Source organism: Paenibacillus dendritiformis (assembly GCF_015845845.1).
GTDB classification, from domain to species: Bacteria; Bacillota; Bacilli; order Paenibacillales; family Paenibacillaceae; genus Paenibacillus_B; species Paenibacillus_B dendritiformis_C.
The window spans coordinates 1-15,323 of record NZ_LDIG01000218.1; the positions used below are offsets into that span (position 1 = coordinate 1).

15 protein-coding genes and 4 pseudogenes are annotated in these 15,323 nt (G+C 51.5%); 12 read left to right on the forward strand and 7 right to left on the reverse strand.

Annotation, left to right across the window (positions count from 1 at the left end; translation table 11 throughout):
• Positions 1-296, reverse strand: a 296-nt coding sequence (locus ABD76_RS21835; protein ID WP_197253959.1) for a transposase, incomplete at its 3' end; no start/stop codon positions are given.
• 514 nt (positions 297-810) lie between these two features.
• Between ABD76_RS21835 and ABD76_RS21840 the strand changes: the two genes are divergently transcribed.
• From ABD76_RS21840 to ABD76_RS21855, 4 genes and pseudogenes are all read left to right on the forward strand, one after another.
• Positions 811-2,136 (forward strand): anaerobic C4-dicarboxylate transporter family protein, encoded by a 1,326-nt coding sequence (locus ABD76_RS21840; protein WP_197259198.1) that lies wholly within the window; start codon positions 811-813, stop codon positions 2,134-2,136.
• Positions 2,137-2,177: 41 nt separating this feature from the next.
• Positions 2,178-2,516 (forward strand): annotated as a pseudogene (locus tag ABD76_RS21845) (transposase); the annotation flags it as partial.
• A gap of 14 nt (positions 2,517-2,530) precedes the next feature.
• Positions 2,531-2,721 (forward strand): annotated as a pseudogene (locus ABD76_RS21850) (tyrosine--tRNA ligase); the annotation flags it as partial.
• Between the two features lie 388 nt (positions 2,722-3,109).
• Positions 3,110-4,060 carry a GNAT family N-acetyltransferase gene (locus tag ABD76_RS21855; RefSeq protein ID WP_197259199.1) on the forward strand — a complete coding sequence of 317 codons (951 nt, stop codon included), beginning with the start codon at positions 3,110-3,112 and terminating at the stop codon, positions 4,058-4,060.
• 89 nt (positions 4,061-4,149) lie between these two features.
• Here ABD76_RS21855 and ABD76_RS21860 read toward each other — a convergent pair whose 3' ends face one another.
• Entirely contained in the window at positions 4,150-4,425 is a 276-nt protein-coding gene (locus ABD76_RS21860; RefSeq protein ID WP_275100846.1) for a histidine phosphatase family protein, read from the reverse strand.
• A 4-nt stretch (positions 4,426-4,429) separates the two neighbouring features.
• On the opposite strand from ABD76_RS21860, the pseudogene ABD76_RS21865 reads away from it, so the two are divergent.
• Positions 4,430-4,876, forward strand: a pseudogene (locus tag ABD76_RS21865) (LysE family translocator); the annotation flags it as partial.
• Positions 4,877-4,881: 5 nt separating this feature from the next.
• On the opposite strand, the pseudogene ABD76_RS31040 reads toward ABD76_RS21865, so the two are convergent.
• Together ABD76_RS31040 and ABD76_RS21875 are read right to left on the reverse strand one after the other, a co-directional pair.
• Positions 4,882-5,381, reverse strand: a pseudogene (locus ABD76_RS31040) (GlcG/HbpS family heme-binding protein).
• Positions 5,382-5,550: 169 nt separating this feature from the next.
• Entirely contained in the window at positions 5,551-6,219 is a 669-nt protein-coding gene (locus tag ABD76_RS21875; RefSeq protein ID WP_197259200.1) for a DJ-1/PfpI family protein, read from the reverse strand.
• A gap of 144 nt (positions 6,220-6,363) precedes the next feature.
• Here ABD76_RS21875 and ABD76_RS21880 point away from each other — a divergent pair, with 144 nt between their 5' ends.
• On the forward strand, positions 6,364-7,254 hold the full coding sequence (locus tag ABD76_RS21880) for a LysR family transcriptional regulator (protein ID WP_197259201.1): 891 nt from the start codon (positions 6,364-6,366) through the stop codon (positions 7,252-7,254).
• Between the two features lie 90 nt (positions 7,255-7,344).
• Here the strand turns inward: ABD76_RS21880 and ABD76_RS21885 are convergent, their stop codons facing one another.
• Positions 7,345-7,575, reverse strand: a complete 231-nt coding sequence (locus ABD76_RS21885; RefSeq protein ID WP_242069731.1) for a dihydrodipicolinate synthase family protein — start codon at positions 7,573-7,575, stop codon at positions 7,345-7,347.
• Positions 7,576-7,972: 397 nt separating this feature from the next.
• Here ABD76_RS21885 and ABD76_RS21890 point away from each other — a divergent pair, with 397 nt between their 5' ends.
• Both ABD76_RS21890 and ABD76_RS21895 read left to right on the forward strand, forming a co-directional pair.
• Positions 7,973-9,049 carry a bifunctional 3-deoxy-7-phosphoheptulonate synthase/chorismate mutase gene (locus ABD76_RS21890; protein ID WP_197259202.1) on the forward strand — a complete coding sequence of 359 codons (1,077 nt, stop codon included), beginning with the start codon at positions 7,973-7,975 and terminating at the stop codon, positions 9,047-9,049.
• Between the two features lie 276 nt (positions 9,050-9,325).
• A complete protein-coding gene (locus tag ABD76_RS21895) occupies positions 9,326-9,874 on the forward strand; it encodes a GNAT family N-acetyltransferase (RefSeq protein WP_197259203.1) in 549 nt (182 codons plus the stop codon).
• Between the two features lie 229 nt (positions 9,875-10,103).
• Here the strand turns inward: ABD76_RS21895 and ABD76_RS21900 are convergent, their stop codons facing one another.
• Together ABD76_RS21900 and ABD76_RS21905 are read right to left on the reverse strand one after the other, a co-directional pair.
• On the reverse strand, positions 10,104-11,594 hold the full coding sequence (locus tag ABD76_RS21900) for a sensor histidine kinase (protein ID WP_197259204.1): 1,491 nt from the start codon (positions 11,592-11,594) through the stop codon (positions 10,104-10,106).
• Complete coding sequence (locus tag ABD76_RS21905; RefSeq protein ID WP_197259205.1) at positions 11,591-12,274, reverse strand: response regulator transcription factor; 684 nt, start codon at positions 12,272-12,274, stop codon at positions 11,591-11,593. The genes ABD76_RS21900 and ABD76_RS21905 overlap by 4 nt, the downstream gene beginning before the upstream one ends.
• Before the next feature lie 208 nt (positions 12,275-12,482).
• On the opposite strand from ABD76_RS21905, the gene ABD76_RS21910 reads away from it, so the two are divergent.
• From ABD76_RS21910 to ABD76_RS21920, 4 genes are all read left to right on the forward strand, one after another.
• On the forward strand, positions 12,483-12,674 hold the full coding sequence (locus ABD76_RS21910) for a hypothetical protein (protein ID WP_197259206.1): 192 nt from the start codon (positions 12,483-12,485) through the stop codon (positions 12,672-12,674).
• A 52-nt stretch (positions 12,675-12,726) separates the two neighbouring features.
• The gene (locus ABD76_RS21915; RefSeq protein WP_197259207.1) at positions 12,727-13,314 is read left to right on the forward strand and encodes a hypothetical protein; all 588 of its coding nucleotides are present in this window, start codon (positions 12,727-12,729) and stop codon (positions 13,312-13,314) included.
• A 68-nt stretch (positions 13,315-13,382) separates the two neighbouring features.
• Positions 13,383-13,709, forward strand: coding sequence for a four-helix bundle copper-binding protein (locus ABD76_RS31435; RefSeq protein WP_478354328.1), 327 nt, complete (start codon positions 13,383-13,385; stop codon positions 13,707-13,709).
• 544 nt (positions 13,710-14,253) lie between these two features.
• Positions 14,254-15,291, forward strand: coding sequence for a UDP-N-acetylmuramate dehydrogenase (locus ABD76_RS21920; protein WP_197259208.1), 1,038 nt, complete (start codon positions 14,254-14,256; stop codon positions 15,289-15,291).
• Positions 15,292-15,323 lie beyond the last annotated feature (32 nt).

Consider the following 15,323-nt stretch of genomic DNA (forward strand, 5'->3'; position numbering starts at 1 on the left):
TCGAAATCCAGTCCGCAAAACCACAAATAGCCCGCATGCATGGGCAGCAGTTGATACAATTCCCGTTCGGAGTGGTTGAACAAATACGAAAGCAGCATCAGTCGAACCATTCGCTCCGGGTCAGCCGCCGGGCGACCGGTGCGTTCCGTATATAGCGGCGCTACCCAATCATGGACGATGGATAAATCAAGCGCCTCGTTGATTTGACGCAGGATGTGCTTTTTCGGCACGAGTTCATCCATATCCACGAATTGAAACATCTGAGGCTGGACAGCCGATGACTTATAGGCTTTCATGTTCAATCACTCTCTCGATATTTGTTACAGTACAAATTCGACAAAACCGTGGGAAAGACCTGTTTAAGCGGACTTTTTCACCAGACTTCTAGATAAAGCTTACTTACGATGTATTCGCTGGCACTAATGGAGCCGGCAAAAGCACAATCAGCTTTCAAATGTTTAAACTATTATTGATCCTAACCAGATTGCTAAAAGGATTAACCCGGAAGAAATTCTTCTTCTTGAACAATTTTGGCGGGGACTCAAGCGTAGAGCAGGCTTGGGTCCTTTTAATTTGATTGTTGTTAAATGTGCCAGTGGTATCTGGGGTATAGTGATATTTGATAATCAATACATCCTCCTCACCATGGTTAGAATCTATAACCATCGTTACATTCTAAGAACCTTAGCGAAGAATATACCGACTCTCTGAATAGCAATGTGACAGGTGCGACAAAATGTTGTATAATGATATAATTTAGATTGTGAAAAATAGCACCTAAGAATTAGCTGAAAGCGATGTGAAAGATTGATGTTCTGGATTCAACTCCTCATTGTATTACTCGCCATATTCGTCGGCGCAAGGCTAGGCGGGATTGGACTTGGGGTAATGGGAGGGCTTGGACTAACCGTTCTGACATTCGGATTCGGTCTGCAGCCAACTGCACCTCCGATTGATGTCATGCTCATGATCGCCGCGGTCATTACTGCTGCCGGCTCTCTTCAAACTGCAGGCGGGATGGATTATTTGGTCTCCCTAGCGGAAAAAGCTCTTCGCAAAAACCCCAGCCGCATTACGTTCATGGGACCCATCGTGACGTATATATTTACATTTTGCGCAGGGACAGGCCATGTATCCTATTCCATACTCCCTGTGATCGCCGAAGTGTCACGCCAGTCCGGTGTTCGCCCAGAGCGGCCCTTATCCATATCAGTTATCGCTTCTCAACAGGCGATTACTGCAAGTCCTATTTCCGCAGCAACCGTAGCGCTCGTCTCCCTGCTCGCAGGTTATCAAATCAGTCTGATAAACATTCTGATGATCAGCGTCCCTGCTACGTTTATTAGCTGTATGATTGCCGCTTGGTTCATGACCAAGGTCGGCAAAGACTTGAATGACGACCTTGAATATCAGCAACGCGTAAAGGATGGACTCGTCCAAGAAACGCTGGATTCTAATGCCGAGCAGCGAGAAGCGGCGGCAAAACCTTATGCCAAACGATCTGTGGTCTTATTCCTCTTCGGTGTCGTGCTGGTCGTGTTGCTCGGCTCGCTGCCGCATCTTCGTCCAGCTTGGGTAACAGACGGCAAGCTTGTCCCGCTGAGCATGGCCTATGCGATTGAGCTTGTGATGCTGTCGATTGCGGCGCTGATCCTGCTCTTCTGTAAGGTCAATGCGTCTCACTTAATCAAAAGCAACGTCTTCCTCGCCGGGATGCAGGCTGTCATTAGCATCTTCGGGATTGCTTGGCTTGGTGACACGTTCTTCGCGGGTCACATGGATCAGATCAGTGCATGGATTAAAAACAGCGTCACTGCTGCTCCGTGGCTATTCGCCATTGCGCTCTTCGTCCTTTCGATTCTACTGTACAGCCAAGCCGCAACGATACGTGCGCTCATGCCTCTTGGCATCGCCTTAGGTTTGCCGCCTGCCGCACTTATTGCCATGTTCCCGGCAGTAAACGGCTACTTCTTTATTCCGAATTACCCGACCATCATTGCGGCGATCAACTTTGACCGTACAGGAACGACGCGGATCGGCAAATACGTGCTGAACCACTCGTTCATGCTTCCTGGATTAATCGCAACCGTGCTTGCGGTCGCAATCGGATTCGGACTTGCGCAGCTTATTTTATAAGGCGAAAGCCCCTCCTATAACTCGGCTACGGAACAACTGAAGGGCACGATGAGCGCTCAGAAGAACGTGCAGGTTACCGTAATGGATCATATCCTCATCGGCTGACAACACGGGTGGGAAAATTAACCTTGCAAGTGCCGCGTTTCCGCAACGGTCGGTTCTCGACGGAACTTTTTTCTCGATACCAACGCAGTGAGCAAGCCCTTGTCTTAGCCATGATGGAGATGGTGCTCAATGGTGTCTCAACGCGAAAGGTAAGCAATATCACTGAAGAACTATGCGGGACGGAGTTCTCCAAATCGACTGTTAGTGAGCTCTGCAAGCAACTGGATTCCTTCGTAGAGGAGTGGAATAACCGAAAACTGGACAAAGCCTACCCATGTTCGTATCTTTCAGGCCGGCCGGCGGCGCGATCTGGCTCGATCCGAAGAAGACGACGCCGTATGAGTTCTACCAGTTCTGGGCGAACACCGATGACCGCGATGTCGTGAAATACTTGAAGTATACTTCACTTTCCTCGATAAAGAGGCGATTGAAGCGCTCTCGTATATGAAACGTATCCATCATCATGGAAGGAGCTTGCAATTGTTTATTTTTCAAAGTAGTATTGAAATAAGTATATATTTGTTCGTGAAGAATGTGTGTTAGTAATTGGAATGGTACCATCACTTGCACTTATAACGAGGAAATGGCGAAAGGAGGAGTATTCGTATGAAGAAGAGAGCTTTGAAGTCTTTGTCTGCAGGTACGGGGTACTCCACTGCTGTTTTCTTTGATGCTGCGCAATCACGGGAGAAGTGTGTCCAAAATTGGATAGAAGCGGCTACTTCCTGCAGCATTGCGCACGCTTACCTATAAGACAGCGGATAGAATGCCACAGGCCGCTTTCCTGTGGTTATGTTATATAGCTTGTGATAAGCGCCACAGGATTCCTGTGGCGTTTTTTAATTTTTTGCCAAAGGAGAAGAGAACTATGAAATTGATCGGAAGTAATGTGTACGTCAGACCAGTCGAGGAGTCGGATGCGGATATGCTGCTCGCTCTCGAAGTCAAGAACAGGGATTTCTTTCAACCGTTCACGGGGTTGCGGGAAGCGTCTTTTTATACGCTCCAAGGCCAGGCGGAGCGAATTAAAGAGGCGGTGGAACAAAGCAAAGAAGACAAAGCATACTTTTTTGTCATTTGCTTGCGGGATTGCGGCCAGGTTATTGGCGAAATGATGTTGACCGAAGTCGTCAGATACAACCTGCAAAGCTGTTGGCTTGGGTACTTTCTGGATCAGGATCACAATGGGAAAGGCTATATGACCGAAGCGGTTCAGCTTGTTGTCCGGTATGCTTTTGACGAACTGGATTTTCATCGCATCGAAGCGGGCGTCATGCCGCATAACATAGGTTCTATCAAAGTGCTGCTCAAGGCCGGGTTCCATAAGGAAGGGATTGCCAAGCAAAATGTGAAAATTAACGGACGCTGGGAAGATCATCAGACATTAGCCATCGTAAACGACGACGATGTTAAGGAAGGGAAAGAGGCCAAAAAGGTTCGACGCAGCAATCCGAATACGGTTGCCGCTCCGCTCGGCCCTTATACACATCTTACCGTTGTCCCGAGAGGGGCGGAGTTGTTAGTTCTGTCCGGACAAGTCGGGACCGACATGAACGGAGACATGCCCTCGGATATGAACGAGCAGCTGTATAATACGCTGCAAAATATTCTGCGCATTTTGGAAGAGGAATCGGTATGCGCCGATAATATTATCAAAATCAATATTTTGGCTACCGAAGAAATGGACTGGGACTACTTCAATGAAGTGTGGGAGAAGTTCCATGGGGGGACCGCTCCTTCGATGACGATGTCCTATGTGCCGGCTCTGGCGCTTCCTTCTCTCAAAGTTGAAATCGAAGCATGGGCCGCCAGATGGTAACCAAACCGTTGTAACAGTTAACCTAATAAATCTTACCGCCCCTCCTCGCAGGCGGGGCGGTTTGTTATCGCCGACAAGACCTGTGCTCCCTATTGATAATGAGATGTATCCCCGTACATTTCAATCATGGGAATAGGGTCCTCTATCGATATTTTGCTGAGGCTGGTCGACTGGATATCCGGCAGGCTTCCAAGCTCCTGCACTGTTTTATTTCCGTAGTAACCCATAATTGTCTTCAGGGTAATGCGATGAGTCACAATCAGCACCGTCTCGCCCTGGTGTCTGGAGATGATGCTGTCGATAGCGGGGATCACCCTGCTTATCAATTGCTCATAAGTTTCTCCTAAGCCTGTTGGCTGATACAAATCCGGGATTTCAGCGATTATTTATCAATCCGCGCTCGCATTTGCGGTCGTGAAGTATGCCGGAGCCGCCTATTTATTGTATTTGGCCTGGAAGTCGTTTCGTGAGAAGGGAGCGGTTCTCGCCTGGAATGAGGAGACAGCGGTAAACTATGACGCGTTATACAAAAAAGGAATTTTGATGAATCTTCTCAATCCGAAAGTATCCTTGTTTTTCTTGGCCTTATTGCCTCAGTTCGTCGATCAGGCCGCCGGTCATGTCCCGGCGCAAATGCTTGTGTTGGGAGCTGTGTTCATACTCCAGGCCATCATACTGTTTAGCGTGATCAGCTTTTTTGCGGAAAAGCTCCGTTCCCTTTTAGTAAAGAGCCCGTCGATTTCTCGAAAAATGAACTGCATTCAAGGGTCTTTGCTGGGGCTTATCGCCGCGCACATTGCTTTCAGCGAAAAGTGAATCGCTCATTCACGAATGAAGTAAGGCGAGGGATGCGTTGAATTGCTCGTGCCGATTCGTACGGTTGCGATTGGCGAGCCCCCTCGCTCATGGATGCTCTCGAACGCTTGCACGGCGGCATTGGCCACTTCAATGTCCTGCGCGCTTGTGCCGCCGCTTACGCCGATTCCCCCTACGATGATCCCTTTCTTGACAAGCGGGAGCCCTCCGCTCAAAATCACGATTTTTCCTTGATTCGTCGTGTGATTCCGAAGGACGGTCCGCCGGGAAGCGCCGCTTCCGACAGATTGGATGTCGGCATTTTCATCGCTGCACTCGTCCATGCTTTGTTGATGGCGATATCGATAGCGGCGATCCGGGCATTATCCATCCGGTGCAGCGCGAGAAGGTTCGCCCCCTCGTCCACGATAGCGATCACGTCGGACAGACCGAGTTCCCGAGCTTTCCGTTCCGCGGCGGCGATGAGCATTTTCGCGGCTTCCAATGTCAGTTTCATCAAGCTCATTCACTCCCAGATGTTCATCTGGTGTATTGTATGGTCATTCACCCAGATTCGTGATTGGGGTGAGCTTAAGGTGGAATTGCCAACCGCTCCCCGGTTCGAACCAGGGAGCGGTTGCTGTTGATGTCAACGGTCTTCCGGTGAAGGATATCGGATGGCCGGGCAGCTATTTTTATTTTCCGGCCGGAGTGTAATATTCAATATCCTCTTTATACATGCTGTATGCTTCGGCATATTCCATCACGCGGGCCACATCCGAGATGAAGGCTTCGTCATATCCGGCCCGCCGCAACAGATGGAAGCCCATTTCCATGCCGGAGGCGATGCCTGCCCCGGTGATGATTCGGCCGGCATCGACAATGCGCGCCCGGCTGATCGTGCAAGCCGGCGCGAGCTCGGCAAGCCGATCGATTGGCACCTTGCCCATGGCGGAAGCTTCCAGCCGATCCGGTTCTTTGCGGCTGGTCGCCGGCAGCCCGTCCAGCAGCCCCATGTTCCCATAGATCCAGGAGCCGGTGCAGACGCTGGTCAGCAAGGTCGTCTCGGGCAGCGAGCGTATAAAGTGGTGCAGCCGCTTGTTGTAGGTCTCCTGCCGGGTTCCGAACCCGCCGGGGATGAGAAAGGCATCCATATCCGGCATGTCGTTGAAGCTGTAGTTGGGGTGGACCGTAAGTCCGGCTTGGGTCTGGACGGGTCTTAGTGCATCGGCGACCAGAAAGGCGTCCAGCCCGGGATCCAGTCTGCGCGCTACCGAAAATACGCCATAAGGCGCGGCATAGTCGACGACCTCGGCATCCTTGAAAATATAGACACCCAATCGGAAGCCTTGTTTTTTACTCATGGTTCATCCTCTCGCTTTCCTATCGAATTTTAAAATCGATTTGTGATGTTCTTGCGAGATTTATGATATCATGGACTCAGCTATCGCAGTCATGAGGATATACGATATGACGTATTTCATTTTTCGATATCAGAAGGGGGAGCTATGATCGAATTGCTGGAAGGGAGAGTCATGAAAACCTTTATTGCCGTGATGGAGGAAAAAAGCTTCAGCCGCGCGGCGGATCGGCTCGGATATGTTCAATCGACGGTAACCACCCATATTCAGTCCCTGGAGCAGGCGTGCAAGCAGAAATTGTTCCATCGCTTGCCGCGCGGCGTGAAGCCGACGCCCGCCGGCGAAAAATTGATGAAATACGCCTATCAATTTGTTCATCTCGGATCTTCAATCGAAGAAGCGATGAATGAGCTGGAGCAGCCGAAGGGAACGGTTTATCTTCGCATGCAGGAATCTTTTTTTCTGACGCGCTTTTCTTCCTTTATGCCGTATTTTGTGACTAAGTACCCCGAGGTGAAATTGCGGATTGAAGCGGGATTTTATCAGGATATTCTCGATCATGTGCTGGAGCACGCGATTGATTTCGGCATAGTCCCGCGCGATCCGCAGCGGCATGACGTCGTCTTTTATCCGTTGGCGGAAGAAAAATTGATCTTTATTGCTTCCCGGGCGCTGATGAGAGAGGTGGAGACGGAAGGGCCTCAGCGGTTAAGCCAGGAGGTCTTGATCAGCTTCGGAACCGACTGCCTGTATCATACGCAGGCGAGCCAGGCCCTGCAGAAGGCGGGCATTGCCGTGAAGGAGGCGCTGGAGCTGCCAAGCCTTGACATGATTAAGCAATCCGTGAAATGGGGATCAGGCTTTGCCCTGATTCCGGAAATTGCGGTGCAAGCCGAGCTTGAGGCAGGTGAATTCGACGTGCTTCCCATCGGTTCGGACATCCGCTCAACGCATGGAATGATCGTTCATAAAAGCAGAGAATTAAGCTTCCCGGCCCGATTGCTGCTGTCGGAATGGACAGAATTCTCCAGTGGATGAACAAGGAACAGCCTCCGCAACCGGAACGGTGGGGAGGCTTGTTGGCGTTCGATGCTATGTTCCCGCGTGCTTTGGAATGAGACGGGTTCCCTATGTCTCCAATTCAAGCTGCGCCCCGGTGCGGTAAGGGATTTCGTACAGAATGACCGGCAGTTCCGCCCCGGCAAGCGCCTGAAAATGCTGGATGATGCCTTGCTGCGACGGACGATTGTAATAGGGCGTCACGATGAGAGCGGCATCCGCTCCATTTCTCCAAGTAAGTGATGAACGATGCATGAACATGCTTCTCGCCGCATGAATGTAATCAAGAATGTATAGCATGGCGTCCAAAAAGTATCCATCCACTTGGAAGGGATTGGGCCAATCCGGTGGGCGCAGGCAAGTGGATGGTGCAGAAATCGTCAGATTGGATGGTTACGGGTTGAGGCATTTCCGTTATATTCAAGGCGGCATGAAAGGGGGTTCTCCTGGCGGCCCTCGATCTTTCCGTGGGTGTCTGAAGCCGCTTTGATTGCGATGTGACGGGAATTACAGCCGTCCTGACGTCTTTCAATTGATCGCGAACGATAAAAAACAAGATGTCATACGGACGGCAGGCATGTCATAATATAGGCAGGCAGGTTCGCGCCGCTGCGAATCCTCGCTGGCCGCCCTCGGGCGCCATGAGTACACGACCTTGGGTCGTGTTTTTTGTAGACAAAGAAAAGGAGAGAACGCCATGACGGAACGAAATGTACATCAATTGCGGGAGCAATTGGATGCGATTAACGAACAACTGCTGGAGCTGCTGTCGGAACGGGCGCGCATTACCCGGGAGATCGGGAATGCCAAAGGGAAGCAGGGCGTACCCAAGTTCGATCCGGTTCGGGAAAAAGAGATGCTTGACCGGTTAGTGGGGAGCAATAAAGGACCGTTCGATGACAAAACGATCCGCCACCTGTTCAAGCAAATTTTTCAGGCGTCGCTGAATCTGCAGCAAGAGGAGCAGAAAAAGCATCTGCTGGTCAGCCGCAAAAATCAGCAGGAAAATACTGTCGTCATGCCGAATTCGATTGCGATTGGAGGAGGAACGCCCGTCATGATCGCCGGGCCGTGCTCGGTCGAGAGCTATGAACAGGTCCGGCAAGTGGCGGCGGCGCTCAAGGAAGCCGGTATTGCGGTCATGCGCGGGGGAGCCTTCAAGCCTCGAACATCTCCTTACGATTTCCAGGGTCTCGGGATAGAAGGCCTGAAAATTTTGAAGGAAGTGGGGAGCGAGTTCGGTTTGAAGACCATAAGCGAAATCGTGGACCCGTCCCATATCGAGATGGCCTGCGAGTATATCGACGTGATCCAGATCGGCGCCAGAAATATGCAAAATTTCGAGCTGCTGAAGGCGGCCGGAGAGGTGCGCACGCCAATTCTGTTAAAGCGCGGGCTGGCGGCCACGATCGATGAATTCCTCCACGCGGCGGAATACATTGTCTCGCGGGGCAATACCCAAGTGATGCTGATCGAGCGCGGCATTCGGACGTACGAGAAGGCGACCCGGAACACGCTTGACATTTCCGCCGTGCCGATTTTGAAGCAGGAGTGCCATCTTCCGGTGCTTGTCGATGTCACGCATTCCACCGGCCGGAAGGATATTATGGCGCCTTGCGCCAAGGCGGCGCTGGCCGCGGGGGCAGATGGCGTCATGGTCGAGGTTCATCCTGATCCGGCTACGGCATTATCCGACGCTGCACAGCAGATGAATATCGAGGAATTCACTCGTTTTTATACGGAAGTCCAGCAGTCAGGCTTACTGCGGCAGTAAGATAATAGAGCATAGAGAAGAGGTCATGTCTTTTCTTACTGCTTTGTTACCGGTATCGTGAGCATCGTCGTTGTGGTGTCGTTCTGGTTGTACATTGCGTAAAGAGCAAATCAATCAGCGGGGGAATGACGGCGTGTAGAAATCCGATCGGATGGTCTGCAGGCATTTCATAAACACAAACTTTTGAATTACAAAAATCAGCCAGGATGTGGTATAGTAGCGACGTGCGCGCGAGAGCTGCAAAACAAACCGTCGTACTTCATCCGGGGGTGTAAAATGATATATTTAGAAACAGCGAGACTGCTATTGCGTGATTGGGCAGAAGCAGACCTGGTGCCATTCCGGCAGCTCAATGCGGATAAAGAGGTAATGCGGTATTTTCCTAAAACCTTATTCCCCGAAGAGACAAATCTGTTCTATCAGTCGATTGTTGCCGAGTTTACAGAGCGCGGGTACGGGCTATATGCCGTGGAAGTAAAGGAAAATAAAGAGTTTATCGGTTTGATAGGATTTCATAGGGCAACATTCGAGGCTGAGTTCACGCCGTGCATAGAAATTGGATGGCGGTTGAAAAAAGAGGCTTGGGGAAAAGGATATGCGACCGAGGGGGCGGCCGCCTGTTTGCAATATGGATTTCATGAATTAGGTTTTCGCGATGTTTACAGTTTTACAGCCAAGATTAATAAGTCTTCGCAAAACGTAATGAAAAAAATCGGCATGAGTTTTATTCAATCGTTCAACCACCCGAAAGTTGAGGCAGGCAGTCCACTGAAGGAGCATGTTTTATTTCATATAAAGGCTTCACAGAAGGAGAATGATGACTAACAGTCCTAAGCTTCTTCACAGCACACCCGAAGAATCCAAGCATGTCCTGCACAAATGGATTGAGTTCATTGCCAAATGCGTGTCCAACGCGAACTCGAAGAGGTTGAATTTTGCGCCGATTGGATGCAAGCACTATTATTATAAGAAGGACCGGAACTGGCCGCATCCACCGTAAAATATGAATGGCAAAGGCTCCGTCCGCATTCGACAGCGAACGGAGCCTATTGCGTTACCTATGTTCCTCCCTTGTCTCCGTGAGGGGAGGAACGGCAGCCGGCAGCGCAACGGTAAAGGCGCTGCCCTGTCCCTCCGCGCTGCTGACGCGGATCGATCCGCCGTGCGCCTCCACAATTGATTTCGTAATCGATAAGCCAAGGCCGGCGCCGCCATACTTGCGGGTACGGGATGATTCGCTGCGGTAAAACCGGTCGAACAAATAGGGGAGATGCATCTTCCCGATCCCCGTTCCATTATCCCGCACCGTCAGCTCGACGCCGCCGGGCACCGATTCTGTTGCAATCCGAATCTCTCCTTTTTCCGGATCCGTATGCTGAACGGCGTTATGGAATAAATTGAGGACAACCTGCTTCATCTTGTCCGGATCATACATGCACTTCGCATCTTCCGCCAGAGCGAGCGCCACCTGCCGCTTCCCCGCCAGCAGGCGAAGCTGCGGCTCCAGTTCCCGAAGCACGCGATTCAAGTCGCCGTCGGAGAGCTCCATGACCGGAGCCCGGTCCAGCTTCGCCAGCAGCAAAAGATCCTGCACCAGCTTATTGATCCGTTCGGATTCCCCGTACATCGAGACAAGGGCTTTGCGAAGCTGCTCCGGCTGGTTCATGGCGCCGCGGAGCAGGACCTCGAGGAAGCCGTGAATGGATGTCAGCGGCGTCCGGAGTTCATGGGAGGCGTCCGCGACGAAGCGCCGCATTTGCTCTTTGGCTTCCTTTTCCGCTTCGAACGAGGATTCCAGTCTTTCCAGCATGCCGTTGAACGATAAGGCAAGCCGATCGATTTCGAGCTGGCCCTGACGGGACGGAACGCGTTCCGCCAGATTCCCCGCATCGATTTTTCCGACGGTATGCACCATATTGGACAGCGGGATAAGCGTTCTTTTCAAGACGGGGAGGAACGCGATCATGCCGCCGATCAACGCCAGGACGGACAGCGACAGAAAGGTCAGAAGCTGACTGGCGAGCATCTCCTTTAACGGCTTGGTGCTTGTATTGATCTGAATAAGTCCAAGCATCCGTCCTTTCCATTCAAACGGCTGCAGCACGATAAGCTGCTCCTCTCCCATGCTGTCGTTCATGACCCGGTAGTTGACTTCCTTCCGGCTCTTGATCATCGCCGCTTGATATTCATCCGGTGACAGTTCAGGCGGATCGGCCATCTTATCCCCCATGGATACGGCCTGTATCGTGCCGTTCGCATCGATAATGGCGAGCGACGCATCGGCTGGCAAAAACAGCATCGCCCGCCGTCCCGATACAACGGCATCTCTGTCAACCAGCAGCTGCCATGCCTCGCGCGGAAAGGACTTAATTTGGCTTTTCAAGCTTTCTGCCTTATTTTCATATACGAATTGCTGCATTACCAAATATTGAAATACGCCGATGAGCATCAGCAGCGCCGCGAGAATAAGGAGGGAACGAGATAATAGTTGAAACCGGAGCGAGCCCGGATGGATGAAGCGCCGGATCCGTTCCGCCGCCATCATGGCAGATCGACCCGGTATCCGGCACCGCGCAGCGTCCGAATCAGGCGATGCTCCCGGTCGTTCAGCTTCTCCCGCAATGAGCGGATATACACCTCGACGATATTTTCCTCGCCGCCGAAATCGTAGCCCCATACTCTATCCAATATCATCGCCTTGCTAAGCACCAGACCCTGATTGAGGACCAAAAACTTCAGCAGCTCATATTCGGTCGGGGACAGCTCCAGCACCCGGCTGTCGTAGATAATCTCCTTGCGCCGATCATCGATCCGGAACGGACCGGCCACGACCTCGCCGAACAAATGGGGGAACTGATTGCGAATTCGCGCGTGAATGCGCGCAAGCAGCTCCTCGAAGCTGAACGGCTTGATCATATAATCGTCCGCGCCGAGCGTCAGCCCTTTCACCCGATCGTCCACTTCGTCTTTGGCGGTGAGCATAATCACTGCTGCATTCTCGGATTTCTTGATCATCCGGCACACCTCGAAGCCGTCCATTCCCGGCATCATGACATCGAGGATGACGACGTGCGGCTGGAACTCGCTCACCGCCGATACGGCCGCTATGCCGTCCGTCGCGGTTTGCACCTCGAACCCTTCATTGGCCAGGCCAAGTTCGAGAAACTGCAGAATATTCGGTTCGTCGTCGACGAGCAGTATTTTGATGCCTTTCAATTGTCCCATCTGGTTCCTCCTGCCTGTAAGCCGCTTGCACACGCGGACATTCCTGCAATCAGTATAGCGGATGAAGCTGAAGCCGGTCTTAAAAAAATCTGAAAACAAGCTGAGAAACCGGAAACAGGTCGATCCAAATTAAGGTATCAGTGGATGCTGAGCGGACGGACAAGCTTTCTTCGACCATAGCCATGTCGGCGATACGGTGGTTACGGTCATGGCGATCGGCAATCTAGACGATTTCGATTCTGCGGCGTCCGCCGGCGTGTCCAGCGCCAAGGAGCGGTTCATCCCGATCGAGGCCCGCATGAACCAAGGGGACAACAACGACTTGGCCACAGCGCAGAAAGGAGAAGTGACTTATATTTTCAGGCAGTTTAAAGTCGGCATTCAGGGGGAGTTCAGGTGAACGGTATACACTCATACCTGCAAGACAAAAAAACATTTTGGAGGGAACTTGAATGAAAAAAATGAACAAATCGCTTGCAGTCACCGCCTTTGGAGCTATTCTTGCCGTCAGTGCAATGGGTTCCGCCTTTGCGGCGGAAGCCGATACAACCTCAACGCAAGGAGCAACCGCCAAGCCATTCGCGCTGCATAAAGATCGCGGAATCAATCTGGAACAGCTTGCGGCCGAGAAAGGAGTCACCGTGGATGAACTAAAAGCGCAAATGGAGCAGGAGCGCGAAGCGAAGCTGGAGCAATTGGCGGCGGAAAAAGGCATTACGGTGGACGAGCTGAAGGCGCAGATGAAGGAGCGCGGCGCCAAAGGCAAATTCGGGCACGGTGCTCTTGACCTGGAGCAGCTTGCTGCGGAGAAAGGCATCACCGTCGATGAACTGAAAGCGCAAATGGAGCAGGAGCGCGAAGCGAAGCTCGAGCAGATGGCCGCGAAAAAAGGGATCACGGCCGATGAACTGAAAGCGCAGATGGAACAGGAGCATGAGGCGAAGCTGGAAAAGCGGGCGGAGGAAAAAGGCATTACGGTGGACGAGCTCAAGGCGCAAAGGGAGGAAAACCGCGTCGTACGCGGAATCAAATCATTTTAATTGCAGCTTTTATCCAAAATGATTTTTAGGGGTCTGGCCAAGTGCAACCAATGATGGCTCATCCGATGATGTTTCCGCCGCTGTTACAAACGGTGCAAGACTGCTTGAATATGTGCGAGCATATGGTGACCGCCATGCTCGGCACACCCGATATTCATGCCAGAAGAAGGCAGATTCTTCTGCTCCGGGATTGCGTGACGATATGTGCGACGATGGCATGTTATTTGGCGAGCGGCAGCATGTTTTCCAAGGCGACGGCGGGATTGTGCGCTCAGATTTGTGAAATATGCGGGAATGAGTGCGCCCGATTCCCGGATCAAATGTCGCAAATGTGCAGCAGGATCTGTCTGAATTGCGCCCAGGAGTGCAGGGCATTTGCATCGATGCAAGGATAAGTTCAGGAGAACGTCGAATTTGAATAAAAACAGCCGGCTGTTCGTTTTTATGAGCAATCGGCTGTTTTTATGTGGCAGCCAAACTTAGGGGAGCATTGAATTTGGACCGGAACCTGGAATCAGACAGGATGAAATGAGAATGATTCTCGTTCTGGTTATCGCGAAAAGGAAAATGTCCGATGCAGCACCAGTTCAAAGTATATAATGTCCATGAATATATGGATCGTTATCGGAAGGAATAGATGACAAGCTGATTTTCTCAGGCTGGGAGCAGCGTTTCGATCTTCCGGAAAACGCGGGAAGCGGCTTGATTGCCGCGGCCCGCACGATGGTGTTAAATCCGGAGAACTATTCGCCTTAAAATCGGAGGAGATGGCCTGGATCCACGGCAGATGACCAGCAAACATTCATAAGTTATTTTGCAATACCCCCCCCAGTGGCTGAAATAAAGCTCGCGAACACTTTCAATACGGTAATGTATAATGAAAATGACCTGCATTGGTAAATCTAACGCGTCTTGTTCGAAAGGGGTTTTTTCACAGCGATGAATGATCGCCAGCAGCTTTTTCATACATTGTGCAAACGTCAAGTGCGGTTAGCGGAGCATTCTTCTTATGGAATCGGAGGGGAGGCGGATTATTTTGCGATGCCGGAAACGGCGGAGCAGCTTATGACCATCTTGGAAGGGTGCAAAACGTACGGGATGGAGTATTTCGTGTTCGGCATGGGGACGAACATTTTGTTTCCGGAGCGGCCGCGGAAGGGAACCGTCTTTATTTCATTGAAGAACTTTGCCGAGATCAGACAGGTTGACGGGTCCGCTTGGTTTATCTCTTCCGGATTGCCGCTGTCGATGCTGTCCGTCGCAGGCTTGATCTGGGGAACATCCGGGCTTCATTTTACATATTTGCTGCCGGGCTGCGTGGGCGCCGGTATTTATATGAACGCGAAGTATCACGATGATCAGATGGGAGACAAGATAGAGAAGGTTTATTATGTGGATGTTACCGACCCGGCGCTGTCTCTGCAAGTCATCCGTGCCGAAGATTGCCGGTTCTCCTATAAACAATCGATCTTTCAGCAGAAACCATGGATTATCGTCGGTGCGGAGATCCGGGTTCCCGAGCCTGATGAACCGGCAGAGAGCGAGCTTGGGGGCATCCTGGAGAGATATAAGGCAGGGAGCGGCCAGCTTTCGTCGCTGTCGCAGTTTTATTCTTTCTTTTCCAATGAAGTGAAGGGTCTTGAGCTTAGACATCGCGCCATACCCGGGCCATTGTCGGACATCGACCGGTACCGGACGGGGAACCGCCATTTTACTTCTCGCTCTTGCGGCTCTTTTTTTAAAAATAACTACGCGGCAGGAGCCTCGATTGGCGCTCTGGTCGACAGGCTGAACTTAAAAGGTCTCGCTCATGGCGGGGCGTTGATTTCGCCGTATCATGGCAATATGATTTTGAACCATCGCGATGCGACGGCGTCCGACATCCTTTATTTGAAGGATCTCATCTCTGAGGGGATTTACCGGCATTTCGGTTTTATTCCCGAACCCGAAGTGGTCATCGTTCCGGAAGATAAATAAGACGACCGCATTGACCTTTACGTAACGTCATA